This is a genomic window from Mesorhizobium sp. WSM4847, from assembly GCF_055811335.1.
Window position 1 is genome coordinate 18,887 of sequence record NZ_JBVVPY010000006.1, and the last position, 18,092, is coordinate 36,978.

The 18,092-nt window shown below is 63.4% G+C and carries 15 protein-coding genes and 1 pseudogene; 2 read left to right on the plus strand and 14 right to left on the minus strand.

The window, feature by feature from the left end; all coding sequences use genetic code 11:
- The first annotated feature begins 4 nt into the window (after window positions 1-4).
- Window positions 5-430 (plus strand): DUF6484 domain-containing protein, encoded by a 426-nt coding sequence (locus tag AC0L28_RS10015; protein ID WP_473477120.1) that lies wholly within the window; start codon window positions 5-7, stop codon window positions 428-430.
- A 7-nt stretch (window positions 431-437) separates the two neighbouring features.
- Window positions 438-1,520, plus strand: a complete 1,083-nt coding sequence (locus AC0L28_RS10020; protein WP_473477121.1) for a HEAT repeat domain-containing protein — start codon at window positions 438-440, stop codon at window positions 1,518-1,520.
- A 39-nt stretch (window positions 1,521-1,559) separates the two neighbouring features.
- Here AC0L28_RS10020 and AC0L28_RS10025 read toward each other — a convergent pair whose 3' ends face one another.
- From AC0L28_RS10025 to tssF, 14 genes and pseudogenes are all read right to left on the minus strand, one after another.
- Window positions 1,560-2,507 carry a type VI immunity family protein gene (locus tag AC0L28_RS10025; RefSeq protein WP_473477123.1) on the minus strand — a complete coding sequence of 316 codons (948 nt, stop codon included), beginning with the start codon at window positions 2,505-2,507 and terminating at the stop codon, window positions 1,560-1,562.
- A gap of 13 nt (window positions 2,508-2,520) precedes the next feature.
- Window positions 2,521-3,081, minus strand: coding sequence for an SMI1/KNR4 family protein (locus AC0L28_RS10030; protein WP_473477125.1), 561 nt, complete (start codon window positions 3,079-3,081; stop codon window positions 2,521-2,523).
- A 14-nt stretch (window positions 3,082-3,095) separates the two neighbouring features.
- Complete coding sequence (locus tag AC0L28_RS10035; protein ID WP_473477127.1) at window positions 3,096-4,040, minus strand: DUF4150 domain-containing protein; 945 nt, start codon at window positions 4,038-4,040, stop codon at window positions 3,096-3,098.
- Complete coding sequence (locus tag AC0L28_RS10040) at window positions 4,040-5,056, minus strand: beta-ketoacyl synthase N-terminal-like domain-containing protein (RefSeq protein WP_473477129.1); 1,017 nt, start codon at window positions 5,054-5,056, stop codon at window positions 4,040-4,042. The genes AC0L28_RS10035 and AC0L28_RS10040 overlap by 1 nt, the downstream gene beginning before the upstream one ends.
- Window positions 5,057-5,097: 41 nt before the next feature.
- Window positions 5,098-6,171 carry a DUF2169 family type VI secretion system accessory protein gene (locus tag AC0L28_RS10045; RefSeq protein WP_473477131.1) on the minus strand — a complete coding sequence of 358 codons (1,074 nt, stop codon included), beginning with the start codon at window positions 6,169-6,171 and terminating at the stop codon, window positions 5,098-5,100.
- Window positions 6,172-6,194: 23 nt separating this feature from the next.
- Window positions 6,195-6,467, minus strand: a pseudogene (locus tag AC0L28_RS10050) (DUF2169 domain-containing protein); the annotation flags it as partial.
- Window positions 6,467-6,994 (minus strand): type VI secretion system-associated protein TagF, encoded by a 528-nt coding sequence (tagF, locus tag AC0L28_RS10055; RefSeq protein WP_473477133.1) that lies wholly within the window; start codon window positions 6,992-6,994, stop codon window positions 6,467-6,469. The gene tagF and the pseudogene AC0L28_RS10050, both read right to left, overlap by 1 nt.
- Window positions 6,991-10,530, minus strand: coding sequence for a type VI secretion system membrane subunit TssM (gene tssM, locus AC0L28_RS10060; RefSeq protein WP_473477135.1), 3,540 nt, complete (start codon window positions 10,528-10,530; stop codon window positions 6,991-6,993). Before tssM ends, tagF begins: the two co-directional genes overlap by 4 nt.
- Window position 10,531: 1 nt before the next feature.
- A complete protein-coding gene (gene icmH / locus AC0L28_RS10065) occupies window positions 10,532-11,854 on the minus strand; it encodes a type IVB secretion system protein IcmH/DotU (RefSeq protein ID WP_473477138.1) in 1,323 nt (440 codons plus the stop codon).
- Window positions 11,855-11,858: 4 nt separating this feature from the next.
- Window positions 11,859-13,193 (minus strand): type VI secretion system baseplate subunit TssK, encoded by a 1,335-nt coding sequence (tssK, locus tag AC0L28_RS10070; protein WP_023801305.1) that lies wholly within the window; start codon window positions 13,191-13,193, stop codon window positions 11,859-11,861.
- Window positions 13,194-13,232: 39 nt separating this feature from the next.
- A complete protein-coding gene (gene tssJ / locus AC0L28_RS10075) occupies window positions 13,233-13,685 on the minus strand; it encodes a type VI secretion system lipoprotein TssJ (RefSeq protein ID WP_027154116.1) in 453 nt (150 codons plus the stop codon).
- 4 nt (window positions 13,686-13,689) lie between these two features.
- The gene (gene tagH, locus AC0L28_RS10080) at window positions 13,690-15,171 is read right to left on the minus strand and encodes a type VI secretion system-associated FHA domain protein TagH (RefSeq protein WP_473477141.1); all 1,482 of its coding nucleotides are present in this window, start codon (window positions 15,169-15,171) and stop codon (window positions 13,690-13,692) included.
- Window positions 15,168-16,253: a type VI secretion system baseplate subunit TssG gene (gene tssG, locus AC0L28_RS10085; protein ID WP_128245378.1), complete on the minus strand. Its 1,086-nt coding sequence runs from the start codon at window positions 16,251-16,253 to the stop codon at window positions 15,168-15,170. Before tssG ends, tagH begins: the two co-directional genes overlap by 4 nt.
- Window positions 16,217-18,091, minus strand: coding sequence for a type VI secretion system baseplate subunit TssF (gene tssF / locus AC0L28_RS10090; protein ID WP_473477143.1), 1,875 nt, complete (start codon window positions 18,089-18,091; stop codon window positions 16,217-16,219). The genes tssG and tssF overlap by 37 nt, the downstream gene beginning before the upstream one ends.
- Window position 18,092: the final 1 nt, after the last annotated feature.

Here is an 18,092-nt window from a genome sequence, read left to right on the forward strand (position 1 = left end):
ACGCATGGGAAAGGTTCGTGATCGCATCGAAGGTGTCGTAATTGGCCAGTTTCTTGGCTTTGATGACGACGGGCCGCTGGTCGTTTTCCCCGGCAATCCGCAGGAGACGGCGTTGCCGGCGCGCAGCTTGGCCGAGTTGAGTTCCGACATGATCGGACAGGAGGTCGCGCTGCTGTTCGAGGACTGCGACCCGCAAAAGCCGCTGATCGTCGGCCGCATTGTGGAGCCTGCCAAGAAATCGTCTGGGGCCCAGGTCTTTCGCGATGGCGAGCGCGTGCGAATCCATGCCGAGGAGCGGCTCGAACTGCGCTGCGGCAAGGCCACGATCCTCATGGAGGCGGACGGCCGTATCACCATCCGCGGCACTTATGTCGCCAGCCATGCGAGCGCGACCAACCGCATGCGCGGCGGGTCGATCAGTTTGAATTGATAATCAGATGACGGCCGCGGCGAGAGTGAACCAGCCGGATATCACGGTGCAAAAGCAGATTGTCCCCGATATTGTGCGCCAGCACGTGGAGCAGGCGGCATTCTTCTGGACGCAGCGTGACATGCTGGCGGCGGAGGAACCACCGGACGAGAAGGTCATCGCGGATGTTGATCGGCGACTGGAGGCCAATCTCGACGCCTTGCGCATCGCCGGACCGGCCGCCTGGCCATTCATCATCACTGCCTATGAGGACTTTCCTGAGAAGGGCGAACTGTTCCTCTATGGCTGGGTGGCCATAGAGCAGACAGATGGGGGACGTATCCTCGAAGCTGTCGAGTTGGGCCGGACGCGGGAGGACGAAGCACACGGGTTGGTCGGCGCGCTCGCATGGCACGATGCTAAAGCGATCGGACCGCTGGTGCGCGACTGGATTGCGTCCAAGGATGAGTTCAAGCGCTATCTGGCGGTTGCCGCGTGCCTGGACCACGGCGTCGATCCAAAGGATCTTCTGGTCCGGCTCATCCGCGATCCCGATGCGCGCGTGCGCGCGACCAGTCTGCGCCTGGCCGGTAAGCTGAAGCGCGCCGACCTGGTGCGCGAGATTGCCGCCGCCTTGCAATCCCAAGACGAGCCGGTGCGCCTCTGGAGCGCCTGGGCACTCAACGAACTCGGCTTCGCCATCCTAGCGCAGCCCGAACTGCAGAAGCAGGTCTTGGCGAACGGGCCCAACGCGCTGACCGCCTTGCGCGCCATTGTGAAGAGCGGGCCGGACAAGGATGTCCGTACCTGGATGGGCGGCCTGCTGAAATCACCCGACACCGCGCCGCTCGCCGTCCGTGGCGCTGGCATGCTGGGCGACCGCACTATCCTAAACTGGCTCATTCACCAGATGCGCAACCCGGCGCTTGCAGTAGCGGCGGGTGGCGCATTGCTGGAGCTTTTTCCAGAGGCGCGCGATGCGGATCTCTTCACACTCGACCCCACGGAAATCGGCCAGGCATTCGAGGAATATTTTGGGGATTTTGGCCCGAATGTGCCTGTGGCGGACAGGGTGATGGCATGGGGACGCGCGGTCACCCTCCTTGGTTAACTGAATCGGTCGCCTGGAGCGGTCGTGGTTGCAAGGGCGTTACGCAGACGTCCAGGCGTTCGGCGCAGCAAATCGATGGATCCAGTCCACGGTACACCCCTTCTCAGCGAACGGTCCTTCGAATTCGGTGATGTTCGTCAGTAAAACAGGATCGAGGAGAAGCCCGGCCGCGAAATAGGAGGCCAACTCGGGCTCAAGACGGTGTCGGTCACCCAGGATCGGTTTCTCCCCCAGCTGAAGGAGCGCACCGGACCCACAGCGCTTGAGCACTGCGCCTGGGATCGTCTTCAACGACTGTCGCCGAGCCTCGAGCTTCGGGTCAGCCAGGAATTTGGCGCCGATGAATGTAAGCCAGGAAATCGCCTTCATGCCATTGTGCATAAACGGCAAGGCTGCGTTCAAATCCTCGACGTCGACGGCCCAGTAGCGTTTCGCCCACGGGAAAATCTGGGCGAAAGCGGTCGCCTTGAAGTAGGGGTCGTACAGGTGACAAAATCCGGCATGGCCGGACAGATACTTGACGTGTTTTCCCAATTCGTTGGCCAGGCTCGCCACGAGGGCCGGCGCTGTGTCCCAAGGGAAGAGAAACCGGTAGAAGACATGCTCCGGCTCGTCAGCCTGGTGTGCCAGGCGGTACATGCAGGCGCTCCAGCTTTGGGAGAGCTTCCCGTCCCAGATGCGAAATTCTGTTCGCCACCCCCGGACGGTTCGATGGCGGATACGGCGTAGGAACGGAAAGGCCGCGTCGTCCGAAAGCGAAGCATTAACGTAATCTCCGGCCGGTAACCTATTGAAGCCGATATCGGGCGATGCCTTAACCTTCGTCCAGACCTGTGCCGGCGCGTATCTGCGGTAGATATCAAGAACCGCCTCCCATTCCGGTACCGACAGCCGTTCCGCATAGATCGTCAGGTCGAGCCCGAGCTCCAGCAGTGGAACCGTCGGATCCCCCGGGGAGGGTAGCGCTAGGGGCGGGGGAGACGTCATCTGGAGCGCCTAGTTACTCTGCGTCGGGGTTCGGCCCCGCGTCCGCACCCTTCTCTTCCTTGATCCACTCGCGCACCTCGTCGTAGTTGCTCTTCAGATACGCGACCATATCCTTGTGCCGGGCAAGTTCTCCCTCTTCATAGGTGTATTCCACGAGATCCATTTCGCCATCGGGTCGGCGGGTATCGATGTCGAGGTAAACGACAAAGGTGGTATCCGCGCCACCGACCACCAGCAAATTTTCTGGATTGTAAGGGTCTTCCCCTTCGCGCATCATTTTCTTGAAGCTTTCGATGCGGTCACGAATTTCCTCCTCGTGGCGCTGCGCTAAAGACAGCAGGTCAGCTTCGTCCTCCAGGGCCGTCCAGCCATCGTGTAGCAACAGCATTTGGCGGTAGCTTGGAGGCAACGCGTAACCGAGGCTGCGTTCGAAGTTCTGTAGCTGCTGCTCGGAGGCAGGCGGCCCGAGGACCTGGTCAGCGGACCGCCCAAAGGCCACCTGGTAGAACTCTTCTCGGACGTCGAAAAGTTTCGAGATCAGGGTCTGTAGCTGTGTACGGATGTCTTTAGCCATCGTTCGATCCTCATCTATTTGCAACAATCGAGCGCGACGCCGGTGTGTGCCTTGACCTTTTTTCCGTTCGCGTAGGTAAAATCCGTGGTCTTGAAACCCTTGATCTTCGAGCCGATCCATTCGTTCGGTTTGGACGGCATCATCTTCAGGTTCGAGAAGTCTTTGGTCAAACCACCCACCTGGATTTCTTTCATGTGATCGGGGCTCATTCCCGGCAACTTGGGTTTGGCTCCCTGAGCCTTCCATCTTTCATGCGCGCACTCGTGCACGAAGTTGTCCTTGATGTCGTCGGGCGCTTCACCTGCATTGAGCCGATCGGTCAGCGCCTTGCGATAGGCGTTGGCCCCTGCGTTCCCGAGCTTACGCAAACTCTTTCGTCCGCTCGACCGCGGCGCGTGCGAAGCCTGGCGCCGAAAATTCCCCTGGTTGTTCATCTCCAAGCATTTGGCGCACATGCACTTTATGTCACATTCGCGTTTCTCTTTGTTCTTTTCCTCTTTGTAGTCGGAGCATTTGATGACCAGTGGATTGTCGCCGGCGCTGCACACGTCGGGGATAATTCCCGCCATGCAGATCGTGTTGCCGTGGTTCATCTTCAGCTTGTCGCTGAACCGGCACACGTTTGCCCCGTCCATTTTCACGTCGAAGGAGTACGTAATCCACGTCGCCTCCTTCATGTTGGTGCTCGATACAACGCCGCCAGCGGTCCCCGGCTCATCGCCTGAGCAGCGACTGAGTTCAGACCCCTTGATCGCGCAAGACTTCCCATCCACCTTTACGGTCGTCGTGCCGTTGGCCAGGTCGCTGGCCATGGAAATGATAACTGGATACGGAATAGGGACAGGTCCGCCGGGACTAGGTGTTTTGCACACGTCGGGAGCCGTGCTCATCGCGAAGTCGGAGCTGCCCTTGTGGACGATCCCGTTCATCGTGCCGTTGATCTTGACGGTTACCGACATCAGCGCGCTCGGGCCTCCGTACGGTCGTGGGCCAGGAATCCGCAGCGTTCACCCGACTCCGAACTCGTGAATGCCGCTAAGACAGGCCCTGCAGCGTACCTTTTGTTGGTAGCTGCTTCGGCCAACATAAGCAGCAACGGACCGGAAGCCGCGCCGACGTCGCCCCAGCAGTCTGCGGGGGCTGTAAACGCGTCGGGCTCGCGGAACAAGTCGGCCGCGCGGATGCTCGCAAAGCCAAACTCGTCCGCGCGGTACGGTTCGCCGTTCATGTCGCAGTACAGATGGTCCACTTTAACTGCGGGTGGCTCGCCTGCCAGGGCTCGGAACATCGCCAGCATGCCCTCGCCGGTGCACACCGTGTCGGTCTTGATCAGGTTCGTTTCGCGAGCGACGGCGACTGACATGAGCTCCAGCGCGGCCGATAGCTGATATCTTCGCGCCGCGGCCGTGGTCGTCAGCAACACAAACCCCGCTGCTTCGCCGGGGATGAAACCGTAGGCATTGTTCTCCGGACCGGCTGAGTGAACTTGATCGTTTCTTTCCAGCCACTCCAGCGTTTCCGGCTCAAGGTAGGAATCGACGCCGCCCGCCAGCGCAAACTCGGACGCGCCGGACCGCACCGCCTGCCACGCCCTTTCGATCGCCATCGTTCCGGCGGCGTGCCCGGATTCGATTACACCGATTTTTTCGATATGGCACAGGGAGGCCAGCTCTTCACGCAACCGAGCGACGACAGTGGCCGGCACGTCGTTTCTGCGACCCGGCCGCATAGGCGGTAAACCGACAAATAGGGAAACCGACAGTTGTCCGATCGAAGGCGCCGACGATGACGTGACAGCTTCAGCCGCCGCGGGTGCCGCCAGTTCCGCCAACCGGGCCGCACCCCTCACATCTATGCCGATGTATGGCGCTGCGGCCACGATCATGCTGTTGCCGGCAATGTCAACCACGAACGGATGTTCGCCGAAGCCGGCGATACCGGCACGCACGGCAGCGGCCGTCGCCGCCGCTGTCATCCCGATGGCCGTCCGCGCTCCAGATCCGATAATCGCGACCCTCACCGCTCTTCACCGCCTTCTTCGTCCGGCTCGCGCCAACCCCTATCAATCCCAGACGGGACCGAGCGCGGATGTGCGTTCGTCACCAACAACATGCTGATCCGCGTCTGGGTCAGCCGCTGCACATCGGCGTGCGCGCGCAGGGACGTCCGCCAGACCAGCACCACTCGCGGCACGTCCGGCTCGATGATCACGGTGTGCAGAACCCCACGGTGCGTGACGCGTGGCTTTCCCCTGATATCTGTTTCAAACCGGAAGGCGACGCGGGGTAGAAGAAATGCCAGCCGCCCGGTCGGCGTCAGGTTCAGCAATTCCACAGGCTCTCCGCCCCGGAAGAATTGTTTTGGGCGCTGGTCCTCAGGAGAGCAAAGAAAAAAGCGGTCATCCAAGTCGGCCGGATACAGCGGGCAGCGATTTTTCTGCCAAGCCTCGTCGTAGGTGCCTGCGTATTGGACGCGCTGGCACCAGTGCGGCGGGACCGGCCCGAAACCAGCCGGCTTACTCCCGCCGCTGGATCCCATAATTTCAATATTCGGAGCGATCCTGCCGGCCACGGGCACAAATCCGGTGCCGACCGGGTTGTATTGGTCGAAGTTGGGCCGCGTCGGGTCTTTGACCGGATTCGGCTCGGTCCCGCCATATGCGCGCTCGTAGACCAGCGGCATGCGTATGAACGGCTGCGGCGACCCAACGCTCAGACCAGACACTGAGTGCAGATAGGCCCGATCCCCAGTGATCCGCAGAGATTTTTGCAGGTCACCTACTCTCAAACTCACGTCCACGGACGTGGTGGGTTTGCCTCCGGAAGCGTAGGCATGGCCGTGAAGGAGCACATCGGTTGTCGGCTTCGTCAGATAGAAATCGGAGTCGTATACCAGGCTGCTCGCGCCCGGTCCGCCGACGAATTTGGGCGCCACAACCGGCGGCTCCTGCTTATCCGCTACGGCCGTCGTCCCATCTGGACTGATGCGAAAGCTGCACCGTACGGCGACCATCCAGACCTCGCCTCCGTCCCGATCACGGGTCCAGATGCCGCTTGCCATGAATGGCGTATCGTTCGCCACCTGCCACATTGTCAGCCAGTCTCCCAGCTGACTGGCACATAGGCGCAGCGATTGGCGAAAACGTCACAGCGCGGCTTGCGAAGTGCGAAGTCGGTCTCCCAAAGCATGGCCGAATAGCCCGGCATGCCCGTATGCGAGTCGGCCATCACCAGCGGAACCTGCTCGACCGATTTCTGCACCAGTCCGCCGGGTTTGTCCGGGAAGTCGAACGTGCCTTTCACCACCACGACGATCCACTCATGGCCGGTCTTGTCCATGCCCATGGTGAATTGATGCGGATACCCCATCTGGTTCCATATCTGCATCAGCTGGTCTCCCAACTGGCGGCAAAGATCCGTTCCAGCGTCGTTTGCGGAGATTGCGGATCGATGTCGAAAATATCCGAACGGGCGGTCCACATCACCAGCTCACCGACGATCTCGTCGTCCGGCTCGACAGTCGGCACCGGCAGTGCGGCCAGCGCGGCATCCAGTTCGTTGGGCGTCAGCTCGCCATGTTGGGCGGCGATGGCCGCCTCTTCGATGCTGGAAAACCACGACTCGGCCTCGGTCAGCCGAACGGGAGCCTCGGCAAGCTGCGCGACGATGGTCAAAGGGAATTGTCGGCCAACTCTGTCGGCACTCTGCAGAATAATGCCGGCCGATCCGCCGAAAGAAGCCGGACCGGCCAGGAAGCGTAGCGCGGTGGTGCGCGGCCAGGTTTCCAAACCCATCAGCGGCACGATGTGCTGCGCCAGCCAGCGGTCCCATGCGCGCACAAAATCTCCCGGCAGCCGCCGCGTGACGAAATCGCCGGTGGCAGGCATTTTGCCGTAAAAGCCGGGCAGGATCATATCTGCGGCGGACATGAGAATTTCTTGAACATTTGCAGATTGTAGGGATTTTCGACGCTTGCCGCCTTGAGCTCGAAATCGGCGTACATGCCTTGAGTGCCCAGTCGCAGGTTGTAGACGTCGGACAGCGAAGTGCCGGTGAAGCGGCCGCTGCGCAGCAGCCTCAGCCACGCCCAGCTGCCGGTTTCGTTCAACATGACTTCGGGCGAGCCGTCGATCGGCTGGAAGGCGAGCGAGATGACGCCGGTGCCGTCCTTGCCGGGCCAGGTCATCGGTTGCGGTCGCGTCGCGTTGTTGTAATAGACGAGGTTCTGGCCATCGAGATTGAGCGTCACCCGCGTGACGTTGGGCGACAGGTCCGTCGGTTGCAGCGTAAAACTCATCACCGGGCCGGTACCGCCTGGAAACAGATCGTCGCGGATCCGCCTGGCCTGTTCGAACGCCGCCAGAGCCGCCGCGTCGAGGCCAAAGTCGGCGCGCCATTTCCATGGCTGGCTGGCGGTGTCGACATAGCTGATCAAATGGTCGTTGATGAAGGCGTCGATCATCCCGGCCGGCCCGAACAGGCGGGCGAAATCGCGGACATTGACGTCGACCGCGCTTTCGGGGCTGAACGGATAGCGGTCGTTCAGCGCCGCCTGGCAGAACGGCAGGATGTCGGCGCGCCAGATGGCGTTGAGTTCCGAGGTGACCGCCTTCTGGGTTAGGCCGCTGGTGTCGCCGGCGATGCCGCCGAGCCAGTCGTCGACCGGATCGGGCAGGATCTGCGCTTGCCTGGCGACCGCTCCCGTCAGTTCGGCCAGCCCACCCTGCTTCTTGATGGCGTCCTGCGGGTCGGGATTGGCCGTGACCGTCTGCAGCACGTTCGAAAGTGCGGTTAGCGCCACCACCGCGGCGTCGAGTGCCGGCGGCTGGCCGTCGACCTCGGCGATCGCCCCCTTGAGCGGCTTGAAGTGTTCGGCCACCAGAGTGCCGGTAAGATCCACCTCGTTGGCGGAGCCTGCGCGCGGCAGCAGTTTTGCCCCTGTCTTTACGATCTTTCCAAGCTTCCCCAGCTTGCCGAGCAGTTTGGATGTGCCCTTGGATGCCGCCTTGTTGTCGGCGGCCGGCGCTTCATCGGATCGGGTTAGCTCGGTCTCCTGAACGACCGCCGTAAGCAGGCGCTTCAGCGCGGAATCGGCACTCGAAAGGTCCTTGAGGTTCTCGCTGGCGACATTCAGGTCGGCCAATGGCGCGAGCCTGATATCGCGCAGGATGCTGTCCCATTGCGCGATGTAGTCTTCGTAATAGAGTTTCAGGATATCCTCCGACAGCGCCGAGACCGAGGTTTCGGAATTTTCCGAACAGCCTCCGGCAAACACCGCCCGATCCAGTGCCGCCTGGGCGGCGACATCCTCGACCCGGTCGAGAATGGCATCGTGGAAGCCGGAATAGGTGAACGCGCCCGAAATGCCGACGCGCAGCGTCTTGTCGGAACGCCGTGCAAAGACCTTGGCGCCGTTGGGGCCGGCGAAATTCGCCGGGATCCATTCCTTGAGTCCGGCCACCGCCGGATCGGCCAGCAACTGCCTGTAGGCACGCGCCGGCAGCGAAATCGTGCAAACCGTTTTCAGCGCCTCGGCGACCAGCGCCTGATCCGCTGATATGTAGCTGTCGTCGACCGCCATGCGACGGATCGCGGCAAGCTGGTGCTCTTCCGCATCGGCGGTCGGAAACGGCGCCGCCGGTGCGAATTCCGGCAAATCGTTGACCCACCAGCTCTGGACGTAATCGGCGTCCATCTGCGACAGGCCGGTCATCATCCGATAGGTCTTCAGCGCCCCCAGCATGAAATCCGGATCGCGGATCTGCCGCCACATCGTCGCCTCGAGCAGGGCGACCATGTGCGGCTCGAGGACGTTGCGCAAAGCGTGCTCGTAAGTGTCGGCCTGCGCCCGCAGCAGCTCCGCCGACGCCGATGGCCCGAGCAGGTCCTGGGCACTGCTCGGCGGTGCGGTACGGGCATTTGCGACCTCGGCCATCGCATTGAGCGCGCTGTCGATGGCGGGCTGCTCGACCGATGCCGGGCTCGCGGCTGCCGCGGTCAGCGGCGCCTGCAGCGCTTCGAACTGGCCCGCCTGCGCTGCGATCGCATTGCGGTTGTCATAGTAGGACCACGTGAACATCGCACCGGCCAACAGGGCGGCGGCGGCACAGGCGGCCGCGGCGCCACGCCAGATCCAGGCGCGGCGGCGCTGCGCCAGCGGATCGAACGTCCCCAGGCCGGCTTCCCTGAAGATGACCTCGGTCAGCAGGTTCTTCAGGAAAAAGCTGCGCTTTTCAACGCGCGGCGCCGGCATCGCCCGTCGCGGCGGAAGGCCGAAGGATGAAGACAGCGCCGCGGTCAGCCGGTCGATGGGCGCCCCTTCCTGGGTCGCCGACGTCAGATAGAGGCCGCGCAGCCAGGCGGCTTCTTCGTAGCGGCTTTCGCCGAACATCGCCTCGACCAGCACCCGGATAGGCTCGGACAGGCTCGTGAGCTGGGCGGGAAACCTGAAAATCTCGGCGCGGGCGGCGAGTTTGTCCTCGTCCTCCAGGCGCGGCACCAGCCGTCGCTCGAGTTCCGTCGCAAGGGTGGCGATTTCCCGCTCTATCGTCTTTGCGTCGACACGCGCATCCAGCGCGAAGGTCGTGCCCCAGACCTGCTCGCGCGAGGCCGTCGACAGGCCGCCGAAGAAAGCCTCGAAGCCCTTGATCAGATCGGCCTTGGTCAGCATCAGATAGACTGGAAGGCGGATTTCGAGCCGGTCGTTGAGCTCTGCCAGGCGACGACGGATCTTGCGGCCATGCGCCTTGATGGCTTCGTCGCCCTCTGAAAGCGCATCGATCGAAAGCGCGACGATCACGCCGTTGAGCGCCCGGCGGCCGCGATGCTTTTTCAAGAGGTCGAGGAAGCCAAGCCATTCCACCGCATCGACGTCGGGCTGGCTCTCCTGCTGCACATAGCGGCCCGCCGTGTCGATCAGAACTGCGTTCTCGGAGAAAAACCAGTCGCAGTTGCGCGTGCCGCCAACTCCCTGCAGATCGTCGGTGAGGTCGATCGGAAAGTTCAGGCCGGACTGGCGCAAGGCCGTGGTCTTGCCGGTGGCCGGCGGCCCGACGATCACGTACCAGGGCATCTCGCGCAGGAATTTTCGTCCGCCGAGCTTGCGGCGCTTCAATTCGACCATAACCTCGGCGAACTTGGCGCCGACGGCGGCGACGTTCTCTTCGCCGGGGCTCAGCGGTTTCTCCACCACGGGCGCAGCGATTTCGGCGACGAACATGCGGTTGGCCCGGATCGCCCGGCGCTGCGCGACGATCAGCCAGATCAGCCAGAAGGTGACCAGCAGCGCAATGATGACGATGCGGACATTTTCCGAGGCGAAGGGTTCGTAAGCACCGACCCTGACGATCGGGCCGAACACCCAGATAACCAGAGAAAGCAGCGCGATGCCGATCAGCGTCCACAGCCAGCGCGATGTCAGAACCGCCCAGAGGAAGCGCAGGATGAACATCTCACAGCCTCTTTTCGACCAGCACCTCGACGCGGCGGTTCAAGGCCCGTCCCGCGCGGGTGCTGTCGTCGGCCACTGGATCGGTAGCTGCACGTCCTTCGAAGCGAATGCGGTCCTGCGGCACACCGTTCTGGACCAGCATCTCGGTAATGGTTGCTGCGCGCGCTTCCGACAGCCGCTGGTTGGTGGAAAGCGGATTGGACCGTTGCAAGGGAATACTGTCGGTATGGCCGACCACGGTGATGTTGCCGATCAGTTCCTGATTGGCGAGGATCACTTTGGCGATTGAACCGATCAGCGGTTCGAAGCCTTCCGTCAGTGTCGGCCGCGACGACTGGAACAGTTCGGGGTTGGAGGCCTGGATGATCAGCCTGGCCAGCGAAACGCTCTCGGTGCCGCTGAGCGCGGCTCTGAGATTGGCCGGCGCTCCGGCCTGAAACTCCGGCACCAGCGCGAAATCCACTGCCTCCGGCGGCGGCGCGTCGACCTGTGGCGATGTCCGGCTGATTTCGCCGCGGGCTGGCGGCGGCAAGGCACGAACCAGCGTCGAAAGCTCGACCGCCTGGCTGCTCAGTCCCATCGACAGGCCGAGGTAGATTGCCGTGGCGAGAACCGCCGCGCCGAGCCCCATCACCCAGATCGGCACGATGAAACGCTGCGGCTCGTCGGATGCGATCACGCCTTTCCAGTTCGGCGACAGCGGCGCGCCGTCGGCATCGGCATCGCGCAGAAAGCGCGCCGCGGCAACGCGAACCGCATTGAGCGAGCGGTCGCCCGACCGGCCTGGCACACGATATTTGCCGCGGAAGCCGAGCGCCAGGCAATGATATTGCAGTTCGAGCAATTCGCGATCCCGGTTCGGGTGCCGCTCCAGTTCATCGAGACGCGTGAAGAACTGCGTGCCGGCATCGACATCGCCTCGCAGCATCACCACAAGCGGCTGGCGCGGCCATGCGCTGGCGCCGCCCCATGGCGTGTTCAGGGCCAGGTCATCGAGCAATGCCGCCACCACCCAGGCTGCCTGGTCGGCGCGCTCCAGGGAGGACCCCGCCGCCATTGCCGCGTCACGCGCCCGAACCAGTTCATCGAGCAACCGGGTGCGCAACGCTTCCGGGTTTTCCGGCGGCAGCGCGCTTTCAAGCTCGGGCGCAAACTCGAGCAGCGGCGCGAATGCGTTGACCAGCGTGTTCGGATGGGTGCGCGACCGCTTGATTGGCGCGCCCGACAGCAGTGGCGTCATCGGTCGCGGCATCGGCGCGCCGGTCAGTCGTATGCGCGTGCGTTCGCGATCCTCCGATAGTCCGAAAGGATCATCCCGGCTCATCATCTCACCTGTTTACCGAATAGCAGTCGACCTGCGGCTCGCTCGGCAGCACGCCCGACACGCCGATGACGAAGCCGGGGGCATCGAGCAGCGAGGCCCAGTGCTCGCTTTTCTGATCCAGCTCAAGGCACAGCCGATCGCCGTCGTAGGGGATTTCGCGCGGCTGGGAATGAAGCGGCTTCAGTGGAATGCCGGGCAGACGGGATTTCCACAGGCCTTCGAACTGATCGGCCGAACCGACGGTCGCCTGGTTGACGAAAATCTTGCGCAAGGCATCTTCCGACAGCTCGGAGCCGACCCGGATGACGATCCGGCTGGCCACCAGCAGCTTCGGGTTGTCGATGCGGATTTTCCAGACATTGGTCGAATGCCGCATGACCGGCAGTGCGCGTGATTTAGGCTCGATGTAGCGCAGGCTCAGGATGAGCGAGCGCAGGGCGTCGGCCAGCGCCGAATAGGCGGGGCCGGGCGCCATGTGATCATAGGCGGGCAACTCGCTCAGCCGTCGCGCGCTCGAGCCATAGGTCGCCATTGAACCGGCAAGACCGGCAAGCTCCAGGTAAAGCTCGGCCGGATGGAAGACATCCTGCGCCAGCATGTGCGCCAGTCGCGGACGCGCTGCATTGGCGAGATTGAGCATCAGCAGGTCTTCGACGCTGCGCCCTGGCCCGCCCATGACCATTTTGCCATGCGCCTCGGCGATCTGGTCGAGGCCGGTGACAACCTCCAAAAGCAACTGCCGGTACCAGGCCACCGCTCCGGTAACCAGTGTCGGCGGCAGGAACGTCTCGTCCAGCGAGACGCCGCCGTCGGCTCGAACCCCTTTGATGTCGGCTATCGGCAAGGCGGTGTAGCCGCCAACCGATTTTCCCGGTGCAATCAGCAGCGCCTGCGGGCGGGCGATTTCGATTTCTTCAGGATCCGACCCGCCCTGGACGGCGTCGCGCACCGAAACGATCCGCCCATGATAGCGTGCGCCCGTCGATGCGGCGTGCGCCGGATCGAAGCCGACACCGCCGGCAGGCTCGAGCGGCAGGGCGACCAGCACCGGTCCGGCGCCCGTATCGGCGGTGACCGGCAGCGGTCGTGGCGCGTCCATCAGGTCAGGGATGGAGAAGGGGGTTCCATCCGGAAAGATGCCGCGTGCCGACAGGATCGAGACCTGGCCGGCATCGAGCATTGCCTGGTCCAGCGTCAGCTGCTGAAAGCCGAACGTATGCAGCTGCCCGGCCTGCAACGCGCCGCGCACGGTCGCCTCGAAAAAGCGATCCTGCTGCTGAAAATGCTGGGTCCGGAGAAACAGGCCTTCGGACCACAGCACCCTGTTTGCATCGCTCATGCCGCTACTTCCTGCATCAAGCACCCCTTGCCCTGGCCGCTAGGCGGAAATGCCGCCGCTGCCAAGCGTGACGTTGACGGTAACTGTTGATCCCGACGACACCGACTTGGTTGTCCGCCAGGTCCGGCCGCCGGGCTCGCGAACCAGGGCAACGAAGCCCAGCGCAGCCGCGTCCGGCTCGACCGTGATGGTCTTGGATGCGGTCTTTCCAGGCCCGACGGAGATCTGGTCGGATCCAATGAGATCGCCTGCGAGCGCGGAGCCGGCATCCCCCTGCAGCGCGAAATAATCGGCCGAGTTGAATTTGCCGGTGCTGCGCAGCCGCATCACCAGGACCGTCACCGGCCGGTCGCCGCCGCCTGGTCCCGGGTTCATGCCGGCCGCGCCGGTCAGGTTGACGGTCACCGCGGATGGTTTTGGCGGACCGCTCTGGCAAGCAGCAAGCAGCCCGGTTGCGCCCAGGGCAACGACAAATTCGCGGCGATCGATCATTTTTTCACTCCTCCTCATATGCATCCCGAAAATCAGCGCCGATTTCGCCCAAAAAGCTCGATTCCGCACTCTGGGCGATGTCACGATGGCGTTTCTGGTAAAGCTCCCACAGCCTGGCGCGGCGTCCGCCCGAAAGCACGGTGCCGATCGCGGAACTCGATTTGAGCTCTTCCTCGATCGCTGCCGGGTCAAAACGGTCGATCATTCGCCGCAAGGCGGACTGCACGCCTCGCCAGGCGCGCACATGATGTTGCGCGAGATCGCGGACCGCGTCGGCGATTGCCGCTTCACCGGCCAGAAATCCGGGGCTGCGCTCGGCGATGAGGGTCACGATGGCGTCGTCGACCGTCGGCAGAAATTTTAGCGGATTGACTTCAGAGGCCCCAACCACCGTCTGGGCGACGCGAGCGTTGCCTTTTTCCTCGGCCCGCTTGCGCAGCAGCTGCATCAGGCCTTCCATCATCAGCCGATACTCGCGACCGAACTTCTCCATTTCCGCTTTGCTTTCGCGTCGGGTAAAATCGGCTACCTCAACACCCAGGCCTCCCAACACCGCGGTGCTAATGGGGGTTTTCGCGGGTTGCGCCGCGGCGGGGGTGGGGGGGGGTTTGGGGGCACCGCCAGCACGTGGCTGAGCAGGGATAGCTGCCGCGGGGCCAGGCAAATCCCAGGGATGGGCCGGCTCTCCGGCGACGTGTTTGCGTTGACCGGCCGGGCCGGCGCCGTTTCTCAAATCGGGCGACGCGGCTGGCCCGAAACCGAAACCGTCATCGAATTCGGAGGACTTTCTTGAAACGGGCTGGCTTGAAACGGGCTGGCCTGGAACGGGCTCGCTTGCACCGGAAGGCACCGGATCGAAGCTGAATGGGTCTGCGGCGTCCGGCGCACGACGCGGTTCGGAATAGCCAGCGCCATTCGGCGCCGGCGTCGATACCGGGTCGAGGCTGAACGGGTCGTCGAAGGCAGGCGAACTGCGCTGGTTGGCGCGCTCGAACGCTCCTGGAACGGGTTGCTCGAACGGGTTCGGCAGATCGGCGGGACGCGGTCGGCGCGGCTCTTCTTCGACCGTGGCCGAAAAGAAGTCATCGCGGCCGATGCTTACCGGCGCTCGCGATGCCGGCGGCGACCGTTCGGCGAACGTTTGGCTGGCCGCTGGTGCGTGAGCGACCGGCGTCTGCAGATCGACGCATACGATGTAGTCGCCCAGCCTCAGCCGCATGCCGTTCTGAAGACGGGCCGAGGTGCCGGTGCCGAGCGGGCTGTCGGAATCGTTTATGAACAAGCCGCTGCTTGATGTGTCGGTGACGAAATACCCGTCCCGCCCACCGGTGATCCTGCAATGGGCGCGTGAAACGAACATGTCGGGATCGTCGATCTGCCAGTCCGCCTCCGCGCTACGGCCGATCACCAGTTCACCCTCGTCCAGCCGGGTCTGCCGTACCGCCTGGGTGCGTGGTCCGTGCTCCAGCGTCAGCAGCAGACTCATGCCGCGACCTCCGCCATTTCCGGCCGCCATCCGACGATCGTCCGCAGCCGCATATCGTCAGCATCGCCCCTTTCAGCGGGCCGCGCAAGCCAGGTGGTTCGGCCGAGCTGTACCGCTCCGATACGGGGCGGCGGCACCGCTTCACGCGCCAGCACGATCCGCAGATCGACGTCGAGCGATTCCCCCACCATGTCGCGAACCGCCTGCTTGAACATCTTCAGACGTTGACCGCCCGGCAGGAACGCCTTGAATTCCTCATACCCGAGCGGGCCGACGCGGAGTTCGATCCTGCTTTGGCGGCTGAAAACGCGCGGGCCGATCGTCGCCCCGCGACCCAGCACTGCGTAAGCCTGGGTAAGCCGGGTCTGGAGCGTCGCCGGTATGGTCATCCAGGTGGCAACGAACTCCTTGATCGCGACCGGCACCTTGAACGCTTCCGCCAGGAACAGCGTCAGCCGCTCCGGACCGTCGACCTGGCTGGCGAGCGACGCGGCCTGGCGAAGCTTCACGGCGTCGAGATCGGGATTTTGGGTGCCGGGAAGTCCGGTTCCCGCCATGGCTTCAAGCATGGCCCTTACCCGGCCGCCGACCGCGCGTTCGACCTGTACCGCCGGATGCGCGTCGGCCCAGGCTCGATAGTACAGGGCGATCATGCGGTGCTGGAGAATATTGACGAAGTCCACGAACGTCGTGTCGCTGGTCTGCCGTGCGTCAGCGCCGGTGAACCAGCGCTGCGACAGACGATCGAGCACCCAACGTGTCAAATGAAGCGGCATCGGGCCTTCCGGTCCCATCAGCCCGAGATTGGCAACCGTGACCCGGGCCGGCACCCCGTCGTTCCCCGGCGTCTTGTCCTTCGCTTCGCGGAATTCGACCACGTCCTTGGCGGAAAAGCTAAGACGCACATGCTGCCCGAGCCTTGCCGGCTCGCGATCTGCGCGGCCGGAATAGCCGAACAGCCCGCCCCGTTGTTCGAGCCGGCGCAACAGTTCGAAGAAGTCGAACGTATCATCCAGTTCTTCGGCCCGGACCGGGTCGAGCTTGCCTAGATCAGGTAGCGATTGCCGGGCGTCATCGGCCATGGCACATCCTCCTGCTTCTGCAGCAACCGCGTGCGGGCCCGCACAAAGCCGTTTATCCCGGCGTGACGGGCAAACAGCCGGGCAAGCAAGGCTGAAAGCAGCAATGTGCTTTGCCCGGCCAGGACCGACTGGTCCACATGCAATGTCACTTCCGTGCCCCGTCCGAAGCACATCGGCCCATCGATCTGCAGCCGTTCGATGACGGATCGCGAGTCGATGCGAACGATCGAGTGCACGTTGCGAGCCAGGCTCGGATCTCCCCGGTCGGCATAAAGATCGAGCAGCGCATGCAGCGGATCGACACCGCGGCCTTCCTTGGCGAGGCTGAGAAAGTTGAGGGCCAACTGCGCCACGAGCCGCCATGCGAGATTGTCGGCTCGAGATTCGCCTTCGGCGCCGGCGGGCAGCGCGGCCGGGATCGCCGGCTGGGGCGGGCGCAAAGCACCGATAAGCCGGACCGTTTCGACCGGATCGCCTGTCTCCAGCGTCAGGGTAGGGTTGTCGTCGAGGATCGGCAGATCGCGGTTGGTGCAAAGCGCCATGATGTCGAGCCGCTTCAGCGGCCGGTTCGCCGGGCTTCCGGCCGGCCGGGAAACCGAAAGGAAAACGTCGTCTCCGGTGTAGGAAGTGCGGGTCAGCCCGTCGCGCCGTTCATCTTCGGTGGCCCGGCGAGGGCGCCGTTCGGTGGAATAGACCCAGCCATTGCTGCGGTTTTGCCCCAGGCTGAAGAGTTCTGGAATTTCGGCGTCAGGACCCTCGGCATCGGCGTCCTCGATATGGGTCACCCGATAGATTTCGAAGTCGCGCGCCCGCGTGCGGTCGGCATGCAGCACCTGCCGCGTTCTGCGCGGATCGAGCTCGATGACGTTGCAGTCACGCTCGAACAGGTTGATGATCGGTGTCGCGAAAAGTTCGAAATCCGCCGGCGTCACATCGGCAAGCTCGGGTACCGGACGCCGGAACATGAAGATGATCTCGACCCCGGCCTCGCATCGGCGCACGACCGGTTGCAGTCCTGAAACCCGCACGTAGTGAAAGCGCTCGGGCATCATGAAATATTCACGCAGCAGGCGGTAGCCTTCGAATGTCGGCCGGGTACGAGGCATCAACGCCTCGTCGTCGCTGATGCCGACCATTTCGGGTTCCGGCAACCGCGACAGCGGATTGGCCTTGCCCTCGGCGCGTGCGCCAACCGCCGAGCAGGCGCCGAAAATCGCGTCGAACAGCAATGGCGCTTTGGTGCGCCCGGCAAAATAGAAATCAAGCCGGTCGAGCGCCAGTTCGCCGAGCTTGCCTTTTCCGGTCCGACCCAGCGTGATGCGCAGCGCCGCCTCGCCGCCTGCGCCGCCGATCGGTGTTATGCCGGCCGCCGCCAACCCGCTGCGATCCTGGAAATAGCTGACCGAATTGATGGTTATCGGCCACAGCGTGATTTCCTGCGCGGTGGTGAATGTGCAGCGCGTCGACAGGCCGGGTTGCAGACTGGACACCAGCCGCGTGTTCCGCTTGATGACATGGCCGGCAATCATCGACTGGACCTGCTGGCCGGGTTTCAGCACTGCCATTGCCGTAGCCGGGGCCGGGGTAACCAGATCGGGATACAGCACATCCAGCACGCTGCGTGAAAACCGCGAACGCTCGGCGTCGACTTTCAACCGGGTGCGTGCAGCGAGGAAGGCGACGCCGTCAAGCAGCCGCTCGACATACGGATCCGGGCACGGGACGGTATCGAGAGAAAGATTGCGCGCCACCGCCGGATGCATGTCGGCAAATTCCGCCGCGAGTCCGCGGATATGGGTCAGTTCCTCCTCGTAATATTCTACGAAGACCCGATCCATC